Here is a 15,822-nt window from a genome sequence, read left to right as displayed (position 1 = left end):
ACGCCGACTTTGTCCGATTTAGGGTTTCGACTCTGGCTCAATGGAATGGCCCTTAGGCGCATGGTGCCGCCTGCGGCAACCGCATGTTCGCGCCTAAGGGCGCGTAAGTCGCGTAAGACGATGATTTAACCGCAAGTCCATCATTCTCTGCCAAATGCCCGGAAAGCCGCTTCACGTCCAGCAACAATTCCATTGGATCGCGCCAGACATGACTCATCCAATCCTTCAGCTCACATATATCAGCACGCGCCACCCCCAGATGAACCCCGAGGAAGTGGATCGGATCCTCGCCAGCTCCCGGCGAAACAATGGCCGCGACAGGATCACGGGCTTCCTGTTGTTCAACGGGCGGCGTTTCCTGCAGCATCTGGAAGGACCTCCGGATATTGTGCAGGCGACCTTTGAGAGGATCAGCGCGGACCCGCGCCATCGCGCGGTCGTCGTGCTGGGGCGCAAGCATGTCGATAGCCGGATCTTCGGCAAATGGGCGATGGCCTTTGAGCGGGTGGACAGCCCCGTGCCGGAGCGCAGGATGTCGCTCGTCGCCCAAGTCGAGGCTCTCGTGGCGGGAATTGATCCGCGTGTCGGGGATCATTTTATAGGCTACGCACGTTTGACGACCAACAAGGCGGCCTGACGAACATAAGCTTGGTTTTTTAAGCTTGATTTTGGCTGGGGCCGTTGCACTATGCTGCAATGCACAATCGGGCTGAGAAAAACAAAGACCTATGACCTTCTCCGAAATGCTGGGGGACGCCGGAGAGATCCGCGATTGTTACGCGGTCGTTCAGCAATGGGTTGATGAAACAGGCATTGAGGGGCTTCACCGCAGGCTCGGCGAGGCCGAAGCGATTTTCCGGCGCATCGGTATCACCTTCGCGGTCTATGGCGAGGGCGGCGACCCCGAACGATTGATCCCCTTCGATCTGCTCCCGCGCATTTTCACCGCAGCGGAATGGGCACGGCTCGAAGCCGGCATCCGTCAGCGCGCGGCAGCGCTCAACGCTTTCCTGCTCGACGTCTATCATCGCGGCGAGATCATCCGCGCCGGGATCGTGCCGGCCGACATCGTCTACAAGAACAAGGCCTACAAGCCCGAGATGGCCGGCTTCACGCCGCCGGGCCGCGTCTACAGCCACATCGTCGGCATCGATATCGTGCGCACCGGCCTCAACGATTTCATGGTGCTGGAGGATAATTGCCGCACGCCCTCCGGCGTCTCCTACATGCTCGAAAATCGCGAGATCATGACGCGCATGTTCCCGGAGCTGTTCGTGCGCGAGCGTGTGGCGCCGGTGGATAATTATCCGAGCCAGCTCCTGCGCTCCCTGAAGGAAGTTGCCCCGGCAGCGTGCAGCGGCGAGCCGACCGTGGTCGTGCTGACGCCGGGCTCGTTCAACAGCGCCTATTACGAGCACAGCTATCTGGCCGACCTCATGGGCGTCGAACTGGTCGAGCCGGCCGATCTCTTCGTGGACGAGGGGCTGGTGTTCATGAAGACCACCTCCGGCCCGAAGCGGGTCGACGTGATCTACCGGCGCATCGATGACGATTTCATCGATCCGCTCGCCTTCCGGCCGGATAGCCTGCTCGGCGTGCCCGGCATCTTCCATGCTTACCGCGCGGGCGGGGTCACGCTCTGCTCGGCGCCGGGCGCTGGCATCGCGGACGACAAGGCGATCTATGTCTACGTGCCCGAGATGATCCGCTTCTATCTGGGCGAGACGGCGATCCTCCAGAATGTGCCGACCTGGCAATGCGGAAGGCCGGACGATTATGCCCATGTGATGGACAATCTTGCCGATCTCGTCGTCAAGGAAGTCCATGGCTCGGGCGGCTACGGCATGCTGATCGGCCCGCAATCCACCAAGGACGAGATCGAGACATATGCCGCGCGCATCCGCGCCAATCCGGCCGAGTTCATCGCGCAGCCCACGCTCGACCTGTCGACCTCGCCGACGCTCGGTCCCGCCGGGCTGGTTCAGCGCCATGTCGACTTCCGGCCCTATTGCCTCGTCGGCAAGGAGATCAGGCTGGTGCCGGGCGGCCTGACCCGCGTGGCGCTGGCCGAAGGGTCGCTGGTCGTCAATTCGAGTCAGGGAGGCGGCGTCAAGGACACGTGGGTGCTGCGATGAGGGGTGTTCGCCAATGCTGAGCCGGACGGCCGAAAATCTCTTCTGGATGGCGCGCTACATGGAGCGGGCGGAGGCGACCGCGCGCCTCCTCACCATGGGACAGCGCATGGCGATCCTGCCCGGCGCCACCATGCGCGACGAATGGCGCTCCGTCGTTCAGGTCACAGAGTGCGAAGAAGTGTTCGGCAAGGATGCGATGATTCGCGAGGCCGACATCGTCGAGCATCTCATGCTCAATCCGGACAATCCCGCCTCGATCCGTTCCTGCCTCGCGCGCGCGCGGCAGAACGGCAAATCGGTGCGCACGGCGTTGACGCAGGAAATGTGGGAGTCGCTCAACGAGGGCTGGCGCAAGCTGGAGACCTATGGCGTGGCGGACGCGCGCCGGGATTTCGCCGAGCTGGTCGATTGGGTGAAGAACCGGGCGATGATGTTCCGCGGCGCGACCGAGAGCGGGCATCTGCGCAACGAGGGGCATGACTTCCTGCGGGCCGGCGGGTCGCTGGAGCGGGCGCAGATGACGCTGCGGCTGCTTGACGTCAAATATTACGTCCTGCTGCCGGAAACCGAGGTCGTGGGCGGGCATCGCGACCATTATCAGTGGACCTCGGTGCTGCATGCGCTGTCCGGCAGCCGGGCCTATCACCATGTCTATGGCGGCTCCTATTCGCCCGGCCAGATCACCGATTTCCTGATGCTCAACCGGCAGTTTCCGCGCAGCGTCCTCTACTGCTTCGATCAGATCGCCTATCGGCTCCAGCGCCTCGCGCACTGGCACGGGCAACGCTCGCCAGCGAACCTGCGCAGCGAGGAGATGGTCGAGGCGCTCTCGAAGACCGATAGCGGCGACATCTTTGCACGGGGATTGCATGAAACGATCCAGAGCAAGATCGTCCAGTGCAACATGCTTGGCCTCGAAATCGCTGAAGCCTATCACTTCGGCTGATCGAGGGATTCGGAACGAGCAATGCGGATCAGCATCCGGCATGAAACACGCTACGACTATGCCGAGCCTGCGGCGGGCGTCGTCATGCGCCTGCGCTTGCGGCCGGCGAACAGCAACGGGCAGTCGATCGAACGCTGGTCGGTGACTGTCAATGACGTGCCAATCAAACGCTGGATCACCAATGGCTATGGCGATGCCGAAGCCTTGTGGCGGGCGCCGGGTCGCATCGAAGCCGTGACGATCGTTGCGGAAGGCGATGTCAGCACAATCGATTGCGCGGGGGTCACCAAGCCGTTCGACGGGGAAGCGCGGCCGTTGCTGTTCCTGCGCCCGACGCCGCTGACCGAGGTCGATGAAGGGCTTGCCACCCTGGGCGAGCAAGCGAGGAGTGCCGATGGGCCGCTCGCAAGCCTGCATGCGCTGAAAGACCTTGTCCACGCGCAAGTCGCCTGGAAAAGCGGCGTCACCACGTTCGAGACGACGGCGGCAGAAGCGCTCGCGCTCAAGGCAGGCGTCTGTCAGGACCAGGCGCACATCTTCATCGCCGCCGCACGCAGCCTCGGCATTCCGGCGCGCTACGTCGTCGGCTATCTGCGCGATGCCGAGCGGCCCGATGATGAGCATGATCCGCATGCCTGGGCCGAGGCCTGGCTCGATGGTCTTGGTTGGGTCGGCTTTGATTGCGCGCTTGGGCGATGCCCGGTCGACGGTCATGTCCGCATCAGCTGTGGCCTCGATGCCGCAGATGCCGCCCCAATTCGGGGCGTCATGTTGCCCGGCGCTGAAACGACATTGTCGCACGATGTTCAGATCGCCAGTCTGCCTCTAGACGAAGCAACCCAGACACAGTCGCAGCAGTGAGTCGCGGTGACGGCGGGGGCCGTCCGGGTGCGCGAAGGGGGAATGAATGACCTATTGCGTGGCATTGCGGGTCGAGGCCGGCCTCGTGATGCTTTCCGATACCAGGACCAATGCCGGGCTCGATAATATCGGCATGTTCCGCAAGACGTTCACCTATGAGAAGCCCGGCGAACGGGCGATCGCTTTGCTGTGCTCGGGCAATTTGTCGGTCACGCAGGAAGTGAAGACCAAACTCTCCCGCGCGATGAAGGAATCGGTCGATAATCCCGAGATCGAGACGCTGCTCAATTGTTCCAGCATGCACCGCGCGGCCCATCTGGTCGGCGAGGCGATGAAGGCGGTGCAGTTTGAACTGCGCAGCGGCATGAGCGCGACCGACCTGTCGCTCCATGCCAGCATCATCGTCTGTGGTCAGCGCAAGGGTGGCAAGCTGCGCCTCTATCTCGTCTACTCCGAGGGCAATTTCATCGAGGCGACGGCGGACACGCCGTTTTTCCAGATCGGCGAGCATAAATATGGCAAGCCGATCCTCGACCGGATGATCAAGCCGACGACCTCGCTTTCGGACGCGGCCAAGGCAGTCTGCGTGTCGATGGACTCGACCTTGCGCTCGAACCTCTCGGTCGGCATGCCGCTCGATCTCAGCATCATCCCGCGCGACGAGTACAAATTCAGCGTGCGGCGCCGGATCGAGGCGAACGATCCCGAGTTTTCGCAAATTTCGCGCGAATGGGGCGCGGTCCTCAAGGCAGGCTTCGATTCCCTGCCGTCGATGATCGACTAGCTCTGGCGGCGACAATGCGGGCTTTCCCGGCCGCAATTTAATCTGGACCGCCGGCGCGGAACTGTGCCCTTGCTTTGCGACCGGCGCACCCTAATTGCTGGAAGCATGAAACCTGATCGCCAGCGGCGATCGCGCAATCGATTTCGGACGAAAGGCCCACCATGACCGCCACGCATAGCTCGCGCATGATCATCCTCGGCTCGGGGCCGGCCGGCTTGTCCGCCGCGATCTATGCCGCTCGCGCGGGGATGGCGCCGATCGTCGTGCAGGGCATCCAGCCGGGTGGCCAGCTCACCATCACCACGGATGTCGAGAATTATCCCGGCTTTCGCGAGGTCATCCAGGGCCCGTGGCTCATGGAAGAGATGCAGGCGCAGGCCGAGCATGTCGGCGCGCAGATGATGTACGACCAGATCATCGACGTCGATCTGTCCAGTCGCCCGTTCAAGCTGACCGGCGATGGCGGCACGCTTTATTATGGCGATACTTTGGTGATCGCGACCGGCGCGCAGGCCAAGTGGCTGGGGCTGGAGAGCGAGCATCTGCTGCAGGGCAAGGGCGTCTCGGCCTGCGCGACCTGCGACGGCTTCTTCTATCGCGGCAAGAAGGTGGTTGTGATCGGCGGTGGCAACACGGCCGTCGAGGAAGCGCTCTACCTCACCAATCATAGCCATGACGTAACGCTCATCCACCGGCGCGACTCCCTGCGCGCGGAGAAGATCCTTCAGGACCGCCTGTTCGCGCATCCCAATATAAAGGTGTTGTGGAACAAGGCCGTCGATCAGTTCGTTGGTGGCGGCAATCCAGAGGGGCTGGTTGGCGTGGACCTGACCGACACCGTCACGGGCGAGAAGAGCCACATCGCGACTGATGGCGCCTTCGTGGCGATCGGCCACAAGCCGGCGACCGAGCTGTTCGTCGACAAGCTGCCGCTCGACGAAGGCTATCTTCTGGTGGAGAAGGGCACCAGCAGGACGAGCATTCCCGGTGTGTTCGCGGCAGGCGACGTCACCGACAAGATCTATCGTCAGGCGGTCACGGCCGCAGGCATGGGCTGCATGGCGGCCCTCGATGCCGAGCGGTTTCTGGCGGAGGCGGATTTCGAGAGCGCGCGGGAACATGCGCACGCCTGACAAGGCGTTTTGCGGCCATACCTTCCTCTCGGGTCCAGGGTGCGGCTTGTCTCTCGGTAGGATTTGCAGGCCGATCCCGGCCAGCACGGATAGGAGAACGGAGCAGCGCGCCCGTTGTGCTGTGCCGGCCGGTTTCGGTGAATCAGGTCAGCGCGATGCGACAATCATGGCCGAGCCGGATTTCGCGGTGCGGCCCTTGGCTTCGCTCACCGTGAAATTGACCGGCGTGCCGTTCGCGGTGCCGGATACATCGTCGCCGGTCACGATCAGGTGAAACGAGGCGCCGGGCGTTGCATAGCCCGAGATGACGCGCTTGGTCTCGCTGATGTTCTTGACGGTGTACTTGTAAGTAACGCCCTCGTGCTTGAAAGTCACGGCTTCCGGCTTTGCGCTGGCCGGCGTGACGATCGCCAGAGAAATGAGGGCGGCGGCGAAATGAAATCTATTCATGAACAAACTCCTTTGTTCTTACAAAAGAGCCTTGTCCTGCATCCCAGCTTTTGTTCTTCCGAGGCCGAAGCTGGTGCATTGCGTCGGGACCGGCAAACGCAAAGGATGTCTGTAAAGATGCATATTTTGCATCCGTCGCGCGGATGCGGCGCGCATCGATCAGTGCCGTTTGGCGGCGAGCTTGGTCTGGAGGAAGGCGCGCAACGTGCCGAAGGTTTCGAACGCCTCGGCATCCAGATCGTCATCATCGATGATGATGTCGAGCCGGTCTTCAAGATCGGTCAGAAGCGTGGCGACAGCCAGGGAATCGAGTTCCGGCAAGGCGCCGAACAACGGCGTGTCTTCGCCGAAACCCGCGACGCGCGCGTCATCGATGCCGAGCGTCTCGGCGAGGGACTGGCGCAGTTCGCTGTCGGCGACGCGTTCGTGCGTATCTTTCGTGCGCATGACGGCTGCGCCTAGCGCCTTCGCGCGCCTTTGAAAAGCGCCGTGGATGTCAGGCGCGGGAGCGTTCCGTCGCTTCCAGTGCGGCACGGCGGCCGCCGGTCGTCTTGCCCTTGAGACGGCCGCCCTGCTCGGAGGGCTGGGACAGCGCCGAGAGCCAGGTCGTGAAGGCGACACTCCAGCTGGCGGGATGGCGCAGATCAAATGCGTCGATCTGTCGCATTGGCAGGGCATCGGGCATCCAGGCTGCCTTGTAGTCATTATCGCCGGTGCCGAAATCGATGAGCGATACACGATCCTGGTCAATGGCCTGCGCGAACATCGCGTAGCTCAGCTGCGTGCCTGGCGAGACCTCGGCGAAGCGCTCGTTGAACGCCAGTTTGTGGATGTAGGCGCGGCCCTGCTCGACGGTCCAGAGCTCGACAGCGGCGGGAACTCCGTCGATGTGGGCGATGCCGAGACGCAGGCGTCCGGTTGCGGCCTCGCGTTCCGCAAAGGCGCGCAGAAAGGCGAAATCGTCGCCGTCCGGCTTCCAGCTTGCCCCGAACACGGTTTCGAACGCCGACCAGAGCGCATCATCCACCGTGCGATGGATGGCGATCTCGGCCGGATGACGCTGCGCTTTGCGTTTCAGGGTCGAGCGCAGCGTGCCGGGACGCTCGGCCCAATAGTCCGCAAAGCGGGTGCCCGGTGCGATCGCAATCAGCCGCTTGCGGGCCATGACGCGCGGAATGACGCGCCAGCCACCGGCATGCAGGGCCTGCGCGATGAGATCGGCATCGACGCGATCGTCGTCCACAATGGGGTAGAAGCGCAAATGCCGGCTCTTGCCGCGCAATTCACGGGCAATGGCGCCGAGCAGGGCGAGGCGGGTCGCCCTGTCTTCCACACCGGCAAATTGCGGACGGAAGACGAAACTGTACCAGTTGGCGATGCCATCGAGCGTGCCGCCGGACGAGCCCGTCAGGAACAGCCAGGCATGGCCGCCGCCGCCCTGGGCATGGACGATGAGCGGCGTATCGCCCGGAAATGCGCGGGCGTGCAGTGCCTCGAACCAGGCCAGGCGATCGAATGGTCCGGGCTGCGCGCCGTCATCGAGCCGGCCGGCGGCATCGGCGCGCACGCGCGCGAAGCTGTCGAAACAGCGCACCAGGATGGGGTCGATCGCCATGGCCTTCGTCGCACGATTATCCCACAAATTCCCTCGATCATGTTAATGGCCACGCGATGATCCCGCCGCTCGACCATCTGCCCCTGCGAGGCGACCCGCAAGCTGCTGCGATCGCCGGGAAATTCGGCACGATCGACTATGCTGCTCTGGAAGCGATAACCGGCCGGCTGGCGCGCTGGCTGGCGGGGCAGGGCGTCGCGCCGGGCAGTCGCATCGCGGCCTGGCTACCCAAGGGGCCGGTAGCGGTGATCCTGCCGCTCGCTGTCGCGCGCGCCGGCCATGTCTATGTGCCGATCAATCCATTGCTGAAGCGCGCGCAGGTCGCGCATATTCTCGCGGATAGCGCCGCCGCGATGCTTATATCGGTGCCCGCTCGGTTGGAAACGCTGGAAAGCGGCGATGTGCCGGATAGCACGAGACTGATCGAGGACAGCCAGGTTGAGGCGGTGATGGCGGACACGGCGCGTCCCGGCCTGCCACCGAGCGCGGCCGATCCCGAGGCGCTGGTGGAGATCCTCTATACCTCCGGCTCGACCGGTCGGCCCAAGGGCGTGATGCTGAGCCACGCCAATCTGATGATCGGCGCGCGGTCGGTGGCCTCCTATCTCGGCCTCGCGGCGGATGACCGGACGCTGGCGGTGCTGCCGCTCAGCTTCGATTATGGCCAGAACCAGCTTTTCTCGACCTGGTGGGCCGGGGGCTGCGTGATTCCGCTGGACTATCTGCTGGCGCGGGACGTGGCCAAGGCGGCGGCGACGTTCGGCGCGACGACGCTTGCCGGTGTGCCGCCGCTCTGGGTGCATCTGGTCGACCAAGCCTGGCCGGACGAGGCGATAGCATCGCTGCGGCGGATCACCAACAGCGGCGGCGCGCTGACCCGGCCACTCATCGCGAAGCTGCGCACGGCGCTCCCCGGGGTCGATATCGTCGCCATGTATGGTCTTACCGAGGCGTTCCGGTCGACCTGGCTCCCGCCGGACATGCTGGCGGATCATCCGGACAGCATCGGGCGGGCCATCCCGGATGCCGAGATCGTGATCGTGCGGCCGGACGGATCGCTCACGGCGGATGGCGAGCCGGGCGAGCTGGTACATTGCGGCCCGCTCGTCGCACAGGGCTATTGGCGCGATGCCGAGCGGACGGCGCAGCGTTTCCGTCCGGCGCCGGCAGCATCCACTTACGGCGGGATTGCCGTCTGGTCCGGCGACACGGCCGTGCGCGATGCGGACGGACTGTTGCGCTTCGTCGGCCGGGACGATGCGATGATCAAGAGCGCTGGCAACCGGATCAGTCCGAGCGAGATCGAGGAAGCGGCACTGGCCGTTGCGGGCGTGGCGGAAGCCAGCGCGCTTGGGCGCCCGGACGAGAAACTGGGGCAGGCGATCGTACTCTATATCCGCGCCGATGCGGCGCTCTGCGAGACCGACCGTGATGCGGTGCCAGACCGGCTGCGGGCGGCGCTCCGCCACGATCTGCCCAATTTCATGCAGCCCTCCGAGATCAGGCTGCTCGAGCAATTGCCGCGCAACGCCAATGGCAAGATCGACCGCGTGGCGCTCGCCGCCATGGCGCTGGAAGGGGCGGCATGAGCCAGAAGATCAAGCCCATGGGGCCGATCCCGGCTGGCTTCGAGAGCGAGGCCGGCATGCTGCTGATCGGCGGGCGGGGCGCTGCGGCGCTGGCCGATGAGGCCGGGGAGACGCCGCTGTTCGTCTATGATGCGACGATGATCCGGAACCGGATCGCGGCGCTGCGGGCGGCCATGCCGGCGGACCTCGGCCTGCACTATGCGGTGAAGGCCAATCCCTTCCCGCACTTGCTGGACCTGATGGCGACGCTGGTCGATGGCTTCGACATTGCTTCATCCGGCGAACTGGCGCTGGCGATGGAAGCCGGCATGGGCGGCGATCGGGTGAGCTTCGCCGGGCCGGGCAAGACGGACCGCGAGCTGGAAGCGGCGCTGCATGCCGGCATCACGCTCAATCTGGAGTCCGAGGGTGAGGCCTCGCGGGTGCTTGCGCTCGCCGATCGCAAGGGCATCCGGCCGCGCCTTGCCGTGCGGGTCAATCCGGACTTTGAGCTCAAGGGATCGGGCATGCGCATGGGCGGCGGCGCCAAGCCCTTCGGCATCGATGCGGATCGGGCGGGGGAACTGGCCAGGCGCGTGATAGGGGGAGGCGCGGAATGGCGCGGATGGCACATCTTCGCCGGCTCGCAGGCGCTGGACCCCGAAGCGATCATGGCGGCACAGGCAGCAACAGTCGCGCTGGCCGCGCGCCTTTCGGACGAAGTCGGTTCTGCACCCCCTCTGGTCAATCTGGGTGGCGGCTTCGGCGTGCCCTATTTTCCCGGCGATGTGCCGCTCGACATTACCGCTATTGGCACCGCACTGGGCGAGACGCTCGCGCAGCGGGCCGACATCCTTAAGGAGAGCCACTTCGCGCTTGAACTCGGGCGCTATCTCGTTGCCGAATCAGGTGTTTATCTGACACGTATCGTCGATGTGAAGTCGAGCCAGGGCGAGCGGTTCGCCGTGGTCGATGGTGGCCTGCATCACCAGCTGGCCGCGAGTGGGAATTTCGGGACGGTCGTGCGGCGGAACTATCCGCTGGCGCTGGCCAATCGGTTCGGCGCGCTGCCCGCGGACGAGCCGGTGACGGTCGTGGGGTGCCTCTGCACGCCGCTCGACAGACTGGGCGACGCCGTGGCGCTGCCGCCGGCGGAGGTGGGCGACCTTGTCGCCGTCTTCATGGCCGGGGCCTATGGCGCCAGCGCCAGCCCGGCATCGTTTCTGGGCCATGTGCCCGCGATCGAGATTCTGGTGGGAGAAGACTGATCGTCCGCGAAGGAAAACAGTCGTAAATTCGGGGTTTTCCTAACGCTATGTTCACCCTTTTCCGCCATAGCCAGGCACTGCTGGACCGGGTCTGACGGCGCACGCCACGCGCTTCTTCCCCCCGGTTCCGCGCGGAAGAGAAGGTGGATCACATGCGTTCCAGGCGGACTATCACGGCATTTTCGCTTGCGGTTCTGACCGCGTCCACGGTCCTTTCCGGCTGCTCGACGGGCACGACCGGGACGGCCACCGAGCTGCCGCCGGCCGCGTTCGTCTCGAACAGCGAAGGCCCGGGCGAGGAATATGTCATCGGCCCGCTCGACGAACTCACCATCTTTGTGTGGCGCAATCCCGAGCTGGGCGCCAAGGTGCAGGTTCGCCCCGACGGCCGCATCACGACGCCGCTGATCACGGACATGCCGGCGGTCGGCAAGACCCCGGCCATGCTCGCCGACGACATCAAGCTCCAGCTCTCGCAATATATCGAGAGCCCGCTCGTCTCGGTGATCGTCAACAATTTCTCGGGCACCTATTCGCAGCAGATCCGCATCGTCGGCGCGACGGAAAAGCCCGCATCGCTGCCGTATCGCGCGAACATGACGCTGCTCGACGCGATGATCGCGGTCGGCGGCCTCTCCGAATATGCGGCGGGCAATCGCGCGCGGCTCGTGCGCTATGATCGCGCCACCGGCACGCAGAAGGAATTCAAGGTCCGCATCGGCGACCTGCTCAAGCGCGGCGATTCCGCCGCGAACGTCCGCCTCGCGCCGGGTGATGTCATCATCATCCCCGAGAGCATGTTCTAACGGCACGGCGAAGGCGTGGGGCAATAGACCGGCATGAATAACATCTACGAAGAAGTTCAGATCATCCTGCATGGCGTCTGGCAGCGGCGCTGGGTGGCGCTTGGCGTCGCCTGGGGCGTGTGCCTGCTCGGCTGGCTGGCGATCGCGCTCGTGCCGAATGTCTATCAGTCGCGCGCTCGCGTGTTCGTGCAGCTCGATTCCGTGCTGCCGAGCGATCAGACCCCGCTCGATCAGCAGAAAGCGCTCGATCAGGTCCGTCAGACGATGACCAGCGCGGAAGTGCTGGAGCGTGTCGTGCGCAATACCGATCTGGGCGCGGGCGTGCAGTCCGATCGCGACATTGGCATGAAAGTCGGCATGCTGCGGCAGAACGTCACGGTCGTCTCGCAGCAGGATAGCCTCTTCGAAATCACGGCAAAGTCGTCCAACAAGGCTCTGTCTGGCCAGGAAAATGCCAGGCTCGCGGCGCAGATCGCTGGCGGCCTGATCCAGGCCTTCCAGGAAACCAGCGTTGCCGGCGGCATCGCATCGACGGGCCAGTCGCTCAAGTTCCTCGACCAGCAGATCGACGCGCGCGGCAAGGAGTTGCAGGCGGCCGAGCAGCGCCGCGTCGATTTCGAGCGGAAGCATCTCGGTTCCATTCCCGGCGGCGGCTCGATCGGTGCTCGCATGGACGCAATGCGCTCCGAAATCTCCCAGGTCGATTCCCAGCTTATCTCCGCGCAGAGTGCGCTGGCGGGTATCAACGGCCAGCTCGCCGGCACGCCCGCCGAGATTGCCGGTGTCGGCCCCGGCGGCGGCCCCTCGGCGCTTGCCCAGGCGGAAGGTCAGCTGGCCGCTGCCCGTGCGCAGGGCTGGACCGACAGTCATCCGGACGTGATCGCGCTACGGCGCCAGATCGACATGCTGCGGCGTGTCGGTGGCGGCGGTACGCGCACACCCAATCCGGCTTATCTGTCGCTCAAGTCGATGCAGGCCGAGCGCTCGGCGACCGTTTCGGCGCTGCAGGGCCGCAAGGCGCAGATCCAGGGCGATCTCAACAATATGGTCGAGCGCCAGATCCAGGAGCCCGGTCTTGCCGCCGAGCAGGACAAGCTCAATCGCGAATATGACGCGATCAAGGCACAGTATGACAAGCTGCTGGGCGATCGCGAGAATGTGCGCTTGCGCGGCGACGTGCAGAGCGAGGGCGGTTCGCTCAAGTTTCGCGTGATCGATCCGCCGTCGGCCTCGTCCATTCCGGCCTCGCCGAACCGGCCGCTGCTGCTGTTCGGCGTGCTGATCGCGGGCATTGGCGCGGGCATTGGCGCCGCCTTCGGCCTCAGCCAGGTGCGTACGACCTATCCGACGATCGGTCGTCTTGAAAAGGCAACCGGCATGCCGGTGATCGGCGGCATTTCCGATGTCGAGACGCCGCTGCGCGCGGAGCAGAACAAGCGGCAGGCCCGCTGGTTCTACGCGGCCTGCAGCGGTCTTGGCGGGCTTTGCTTCGTGCTGCTCGCCGTCGAGTTCATCCAGCGCGGTATGAGCGCGTGAGCGGGGACGAAAAGAAGATGTCTGGCCAGTCTGCCAAGAAGGATGTCCGCTCGCTCATCGAGCGCGCCGCCGAACATTATGATCTCTCCGCGGCGATGCGGGGAGAGGGGCAGCGGCCGCTCGTCGAGCCCATGCCGAGCACGTTTGCGCCGGCACCCGACACCGCGTCGCTGCTGCCGCCGATCTTTGCCGATCCGGAACCGGTCGCGCCTCCGCCACCGCCAACGGCCTATGTTCCGCAGCTCTCGAGCTGGTCCGGCATGCGTCACGCGATCGATCGTGAAAAGCTCGCCTCGCTCGGCCTCATTTCGCCCGACGGCGACGTGACCGGCACGGGCGAGGAGTTCCGCATCGTCAAGCGGCGCGTCCTGTCAGCGGCGTTCGACGAGCAGGGCCATCCACGCGATCGTGGCAATTTCGTGCTGGTGAACTCCGCCCATCCGGGCGAGGGCAAGACTTGGTGCGCGATCAATCTCGCCATGTCGCTTGCCGCCGAGCAGGACATGGACGTGCTGCTGGTCGATGCCGATTTCGGCAAGCCCGGTATCTGCGAGCGGCTTGGCCTGCCCGAGGGCACGGGCTTCATGGACGCGCTGGTCGATGCGCAGGTGCCGATCGAGCAGGCTGTCCTCCAGACCGATATTCCGTCGCTCAGCGTGCTGCCCGCCGGCCGCCATGTGCGCAACGACACCGAGTTCGTCGCGTCCGAGCGCACGCGGCAAGTGATGGACCGGCTGGTCGCCGGCAATGAGCGCCGCATCGTGATCTTCGATTCTCCGCCGGCGCTTGCCGCGTCGCCCGCGTCGGAACTGGCGCGCCATGTCGGTCAGACGGTTCTGGTCGTGCGCGCGGACAAGACGACCGAGGCTGCGCTGCGCGACGCGGTGAACCTCATCAGCGCCTGTCCGATCATCCGCTTGCTGCTCAACGGCGTCAAATTCTCGTCGAGCGGCCGCCAGTTCGGCAGCTATTACGGAAAGACTGCGCAATGATGCGTTTCGTCTCCCTGAAAAGGGCCAGCATGCTGGCGATCCTCGCCGGTGCCATGCCGCTGCATGCCCAGAGCGGCGGGCTGCTCGGCGATTCCGGCGTGACCAGCGGCAGCGCGCGCGCGCCGCAGGCCGGCAGCGGAGATGAAGAGGGTGGCCGCAGCTCGGGCCGCCGTGTTGCCCCGCGCGCGCGCGTCAGCGACATCTCGCCCTATCTCGAAGTCGATCAGACAGCGATCTGGGATTTGAAGGGCGGCAATGGCGATATGCTGACCTATACGACCGTCGCGGTCGGTGTCAGCGGCTCCATCCAGACCCAGAGCGTCGCGATCGGCGCCGACGTGCGCTATGCGCACCAGTTCGGCTGGGACAGCAATGCGACCGATCAGGACATCCTCAGCGGCATCGTCAACGGACGGTTCGAGGTCGTGCGCAACGTTCTGAGCCTGGAAGCCGGCGCGCTCGCCACGCGCGTCCGCTCGGATTTCAAGGGCGCCACCAATGCGCTTGCCGGCGCGAGCAGCACGGACAAGGTCTATTCGGCCTATATCGGCCCCAATTTCGTGGCACCGATTGGCGACCTCACGGTCACCGGCGCCTATCGCCTCGGCTACAACCGCGTCGATCAGGGGAACGGTGCCGCTGTCGCGCTCGGCTTGCCAGGCACCGGCACGTTCGAGGAAAGCTGGCTGCACAATGCGAGCGCCTCGGTCGGCATGCAGCCCGGTACGCTGCCGTTCGGCTGGTCCGTCGGCGTCGGCTATGTTCGCGAGAGTGCCTCACAGCTCGATCAGCGCTACGAGCAGAAATTCGCCCGTGCCGACGTCACCTTCCCGGTCGGCCCGACGGTCGCCCTGGTCGGCGGCGTCGGCTACGAGGATATAGAGATCAGCAACAAGGATGCGCTGCGCGACGCCAATGGCGTGCCGGTGCGCGACAGCTCGGGCCGGTTCGTCACCGATGCCAATTCGCCGCGTCGCCTCTCCTATGACGATGACGGTCTCATCTGGGATGCCGGCGTCATGTGGCGCCCGAGCCCGCGCCTTCAGGCGGAAGCGCGCGTCGGCCATCGCTACGGATCGATGACCTATACCGGTAGCCTCAGCTGGGCCGCGAGCCGCCGCACGTCGGTCAGCGTCGCTTTGTTCGACAGCATCGACAGCTTCGGCCGCGCCCTCAACGGCAGCCTCGCCAATCTCGGTCCCGACTTCAGCGTCATGCGCAATCCCTTCTCGGGCGATATCGGCGGCTGCGCCTTCAACAACGGCCAGTCGGGCGGCGCCTGCTTCAACGACACGCTCACCGGCATCGCGACCGCCAATTACCGCAATCGCGGCATAGTCGCGCAGATTGCGCGTCAGGGTGATCCGTGGGGCATGACATTGGCGGCCGGCTATGTTCGCCGCAAGTTCATTGCCGACAGCCAGTCTGTGCTGGCCGGAGCCAATGGTCTCGTCGATCAGAACTATTTCGTCTCGTTCGGCGTCCAGCGCGCGATCGATGCCGTTTCTGCGTTCGACGCGCAGACATACTTCAATTACTTTGACTCGGGGATCAGCGGAGTCGGGGACGTGACCAATATGGGCGCCAATGCGAGCTATCGCCGGACGATCTGGCGGCGGCTGCAGGCTTCTGCCGCCATCGGCGTCGACTCGATCGATCGCAAGGGCCAGGAAGCCTTCATTTCTCTGCTTGCCCAGCTCGGGCTACGCTATCAGTTCTGACCGACCC

General features: G+C 64.8%; 15 protein-coding genes. 12 read left to right on the top strand and 3 right to left on the bottom strand.

Annotation, left to right across the window (positions count from 1 at the left end):
- Window positions 1–154: 154 nt before the first annotated feature.
- From KM135_RS05045 to trxB, 6 genes are all read left to right on the top strand, one after another.
- Window positions 155–637, top strand: coding sequence for a BLUF domain-containing protein (locus tag KM135_RS05045; protein WP_221712875.1), 483 nt, complete (start codon window positions 155–157; stop codon window positions 635–637).
- Between the two features lie 91 nt (window positions 638–728).
- A complete protein-coding gene (locus KM135_RS05040; protein WP_221712874.1) occupies window positions 729–2,135 on the top strand; it encodes a circularly permuted type 2 ATP-grasp protein in 1,407 nt (468 codons plus the stop codon).
- Between the two features lie 13 nt (window positions 2,136–2,148).
- Window positions 2,149–3,081: an alpha-E domain-containing protein gene (locus KM135_RS05035; RefSeq protein WP_221712873.1), complete on the top strand. Its 933-nt coding sequence runs from the start codon at window positions 2,149–2,151 to the stop codon at window positions 3,079–3,081.
- Between the two features lie 21 nt (window positions 3,082–3,102).
- Window positions 3,103–3,942, top strand: coding sequence for a transglutaminase family protein (locus KM135_RS05030; protein WP_221712872.1), 840 nt, complete (start codon window positions 3,103–3,105; stop codon window positions 3,940–3,942).
- A 46-nt stretch (window positions 3,943–3,988) separates the two neighbouring features.
- Window positions 3,989–4,726 carry a proteasome-type protease gene (locus KM135_RS05025; RefSeq protein WP_221712871.1) on the top strand — a complete coding sequence of 246 codons (738 nt, stop codon included), beginning with the start codon at window positions 3,989–3,991 and terminating at the stop codon, window positions 4,724–4,726.
- Between the two features lie 161 nt (window positions 4,727–4,887).
- Entirely contained in the window at window positions 4,888–5,859 is a 972-nt protein-coding gene (gene trxB / locus KM135_RS05020; protein WP_221712870.1) for a thioredoxin-disulfide reductase, read from the top strand.
- A 147-nt stretch (window positions 5,860–6,006) separates the two neighbouring features.
- Here the strand turns inward: trxB and KM135_RS05015 are convergent, their stop codons facing one another.
- The 3 genes from KM135_RS05015 to KM135_RS05005 form a co-directional block, all read right to left on the bottom strand.
- Window positions 6,007–6,309 carry a hypothetical protein gene (locus KM135_RS05015; RefSeq protein WP_221712869.1) on the bottom strand — a complete coding sequence of 101 codons (303 nt, stop codon included), beginning with the start codon at window positions 6,307–6,309 and terminating at the stop codon, window positions 6,007–6,009.
- A gap of 159 nt (window positions 6,310–6,468) precedes the next feature.
- Complete coding sequence (locus tag KM135_RS05010; protein WP_221712868.1) at window positions 6,469–6,756, bottom strand: phosphopantetheine-binding protein; 288 nt, start codon at window positions 6,754–6,756, stop codon at window positions 6,469–6,471.
- Between the two features lie 49 nt (window positions 6,757–6,805).
- On the bottom strand, window positions 6,806–7,924 hold the full coding sequence (locus tag KM135_RS05005) for a GNAT family N-acetyltransferase (protein WP_221712867.1): 1,119 nt from the start codon (window positions 7,922–7,924) through the stop codon (window positions 6,806–6,808).
- A 56-nt stretch (window positions 7,925–7,980) separates the two neighbouring features.
- Here KM135_RS05005 and KM135_RS05000 point away from each other — a divergent pair, with 56 nt between their 5' ends.
- From KM135_RS05000 to KM135_RS04975, 6 genes are all read left to right on the top strand, one after another.
- A complete protein-coding gene (locus KM135_RS05000) occupies window positions 7,981–9,513 on the top strand; it encodes an AMP-binding protein (RefSeq protein WP_221712866.1) in 1,533 nt (510 codons plus the stop codon).
- 8 nt (window positions 9,514–9,521) lie between these two features.
- Window positions 9,522–10,760, top strand: a complete 1,239-nt coding sequence (locus KM135_RS04995; protein WP_221713058.1) for a pyridoxal-dependent decarboxylase, exosortase A system-associated — start codon at window positions 9,522–9,524, stop codon at window positions 10,758–10,760.
- A 152-nt stretch (window positions 10,761–10,912) separates the two neighbouring features.
- Window positions 10,913–11,566, top strand: a complete 654-nt coding sequence (locus tag KM135_RS04990; protein WP_221712865.1) for an XrtA/PEP-CTERM system exopolysaccharide export protein — start codon at window positions 10,913–10,915, stop codon at window positions 11,564–11,566.
- A 33-nt stretch (window positions 11,567–11,599) separates the two neighbouring features.
- Window positions 11,600–13,102, top strand: coding sequence for a Wzz/FepE/Etk N-terminal domain-containing protein (locus KM135_RS04985; protein ID WP_221712864.1), 1,503 nt, complete (start codon window positions 11,600–11,602; stop codon window positions 13,100–13,102).
- Window positions 13,103–13,119: 17 nt separating this feature from the next.
- Window positions 13,120–14,094: an AAA family ATPase gene (locus KM135_RS04980; protein WP_221712863.1), complete on the top strand. Its 975-nt coding sequence runs from the start codon at window positions 13,120–13,122 to the stop codon at window positions 14,092–14,094.
- Window positions 14,091–15,815, top strand: a complete 1,725-nt coding sequence (locus KM135_RS04975; RefSeq protein ID WP_221712862.1) for a hypothetical protein — start codon at window positions 14,091–14,093, stop codon at window positions 15,813–15,815. The genes KM135_RS04980 and KM135_RS04975 overlap by 4 nt, the downstream gene beginning before the upstream one ends.
- Window positions 15,816–15,822 lie beyond the last annotated feature (7 nt).

Source organism: Sphingobium xanthum (assembly GCF_019737615.1).
Classification (GTDB): Bacteria; Pseudomonadota; Alphaproteobacteria; order Sphingomonadales; family Sphingomonadaceae; genus Sphingobium; species Sphingobium xanthum.
The sequence above is the reverse complement of the archived record's forward strand: the minus strand, read 5'-3'. Positions and strand labels throughout refer to the sequence as shown.

Excerpts from the sequence above, each read along its gene's own strand:
- KM135_RS05045 (WP_221712875.1), top strand. The coding sequence starts at position 155 with ATGCCCGGAAAGCCGCTTCACGTCCAGCAACAATTCCATTGGATCGCG.
- KM135_RS05040 (WP_221712874.1), top strand. The coding sequence starts at position 729 with ATGACCTTCTCCGAAATGCTGGGGGACGCCGGAGAGATCCGCGATTGT.
- KM135_RS05035 (WP_221712873.1), top strand. The coding sequence starts at position 2,149 with ATGCTGAGCCGGACGGCCGAAAATCTCTTCTGGATGGCGCGCTACATG.
- KM135_RS05030 (WP_221712872.1), top strand. The coding sequence starts at position 3,103 with ATGCGGATCAGCATCCGGCATGAAACACGCTACGACTATGCCGAGCCT.
- KM135_RS05025 (WP_221712871.1), top strand. The coding sequence starts at position 3,989 with ATGACCTATTGCGTGGCATTGCGGGTCGAGGCCGGCCTCGTGATGCTT.
- trxB (WP_221712870.1), top strand. The coding sequence starts at position 4,888 with ATGACCGCCACGCATAGCTCGCGCATGATCATCCTCGGCTCGGGGCCG.
- KM135_RS05015 (WP_221712869.1), bottom strand. The coding sequence starts at position 6,309 with ATGAATAGATTTCATTTCGCCGCCGCCCTCATTTCTCTGGCGATCGTC.
- KM135_RS05010 (WP_221712868.1), bottom strand. The coding sequence starts at position 6,756 with ATGCGCACGAAAGATACGCACGAACGCGTCGCCGACAGCGAACTGCGC.
- KM135_RS05005 (WP_221712867.1), bottom strand. The coding sequence starts at position 7,924 with ATGGCGATCGACCCCATCCTGGTGCGCTGTTTCGACAGCTTCGCGCGC.
- KM135_RS05000 (WP_221712866.1), top strand. The coding sequence starts at position 7,981 with ATGATCCCGCCGCTCGACCATCTGCCCCTGCGAGGCGACCCGCAAGCT.
- KM135_RS04990 (WP_221712865.1), top strand. The coding sequence starts at position 10,913 with ATGCGTTCCAGGCGGACTATCACGGCATTTTCGCTTGCGGTTCTGACC.
- KM135_RS04985 (WP_221712864.1), top strand. The coding sequence starts at position 11,600 with ATGAATAACATCTACGAAGAAGTTCAGATCATCCTGCATGGCGTCTGG.
- KM135_RS04980 (WP_221712863.1), top strand. The coding sequence starts at position 13,120 with ATGTCTGGCCAGTCTGCCAAGAAGGATGTCCGCTCGCTCATCGAGCGC.
- KM135_RS04975 (WP_221712862.1), top strand. The coding sequence starts at position 14,091 with ATGATGCGTTTCGTCTCCCTGAAAAGGGCCAGCATGCTGGCGATCCTC.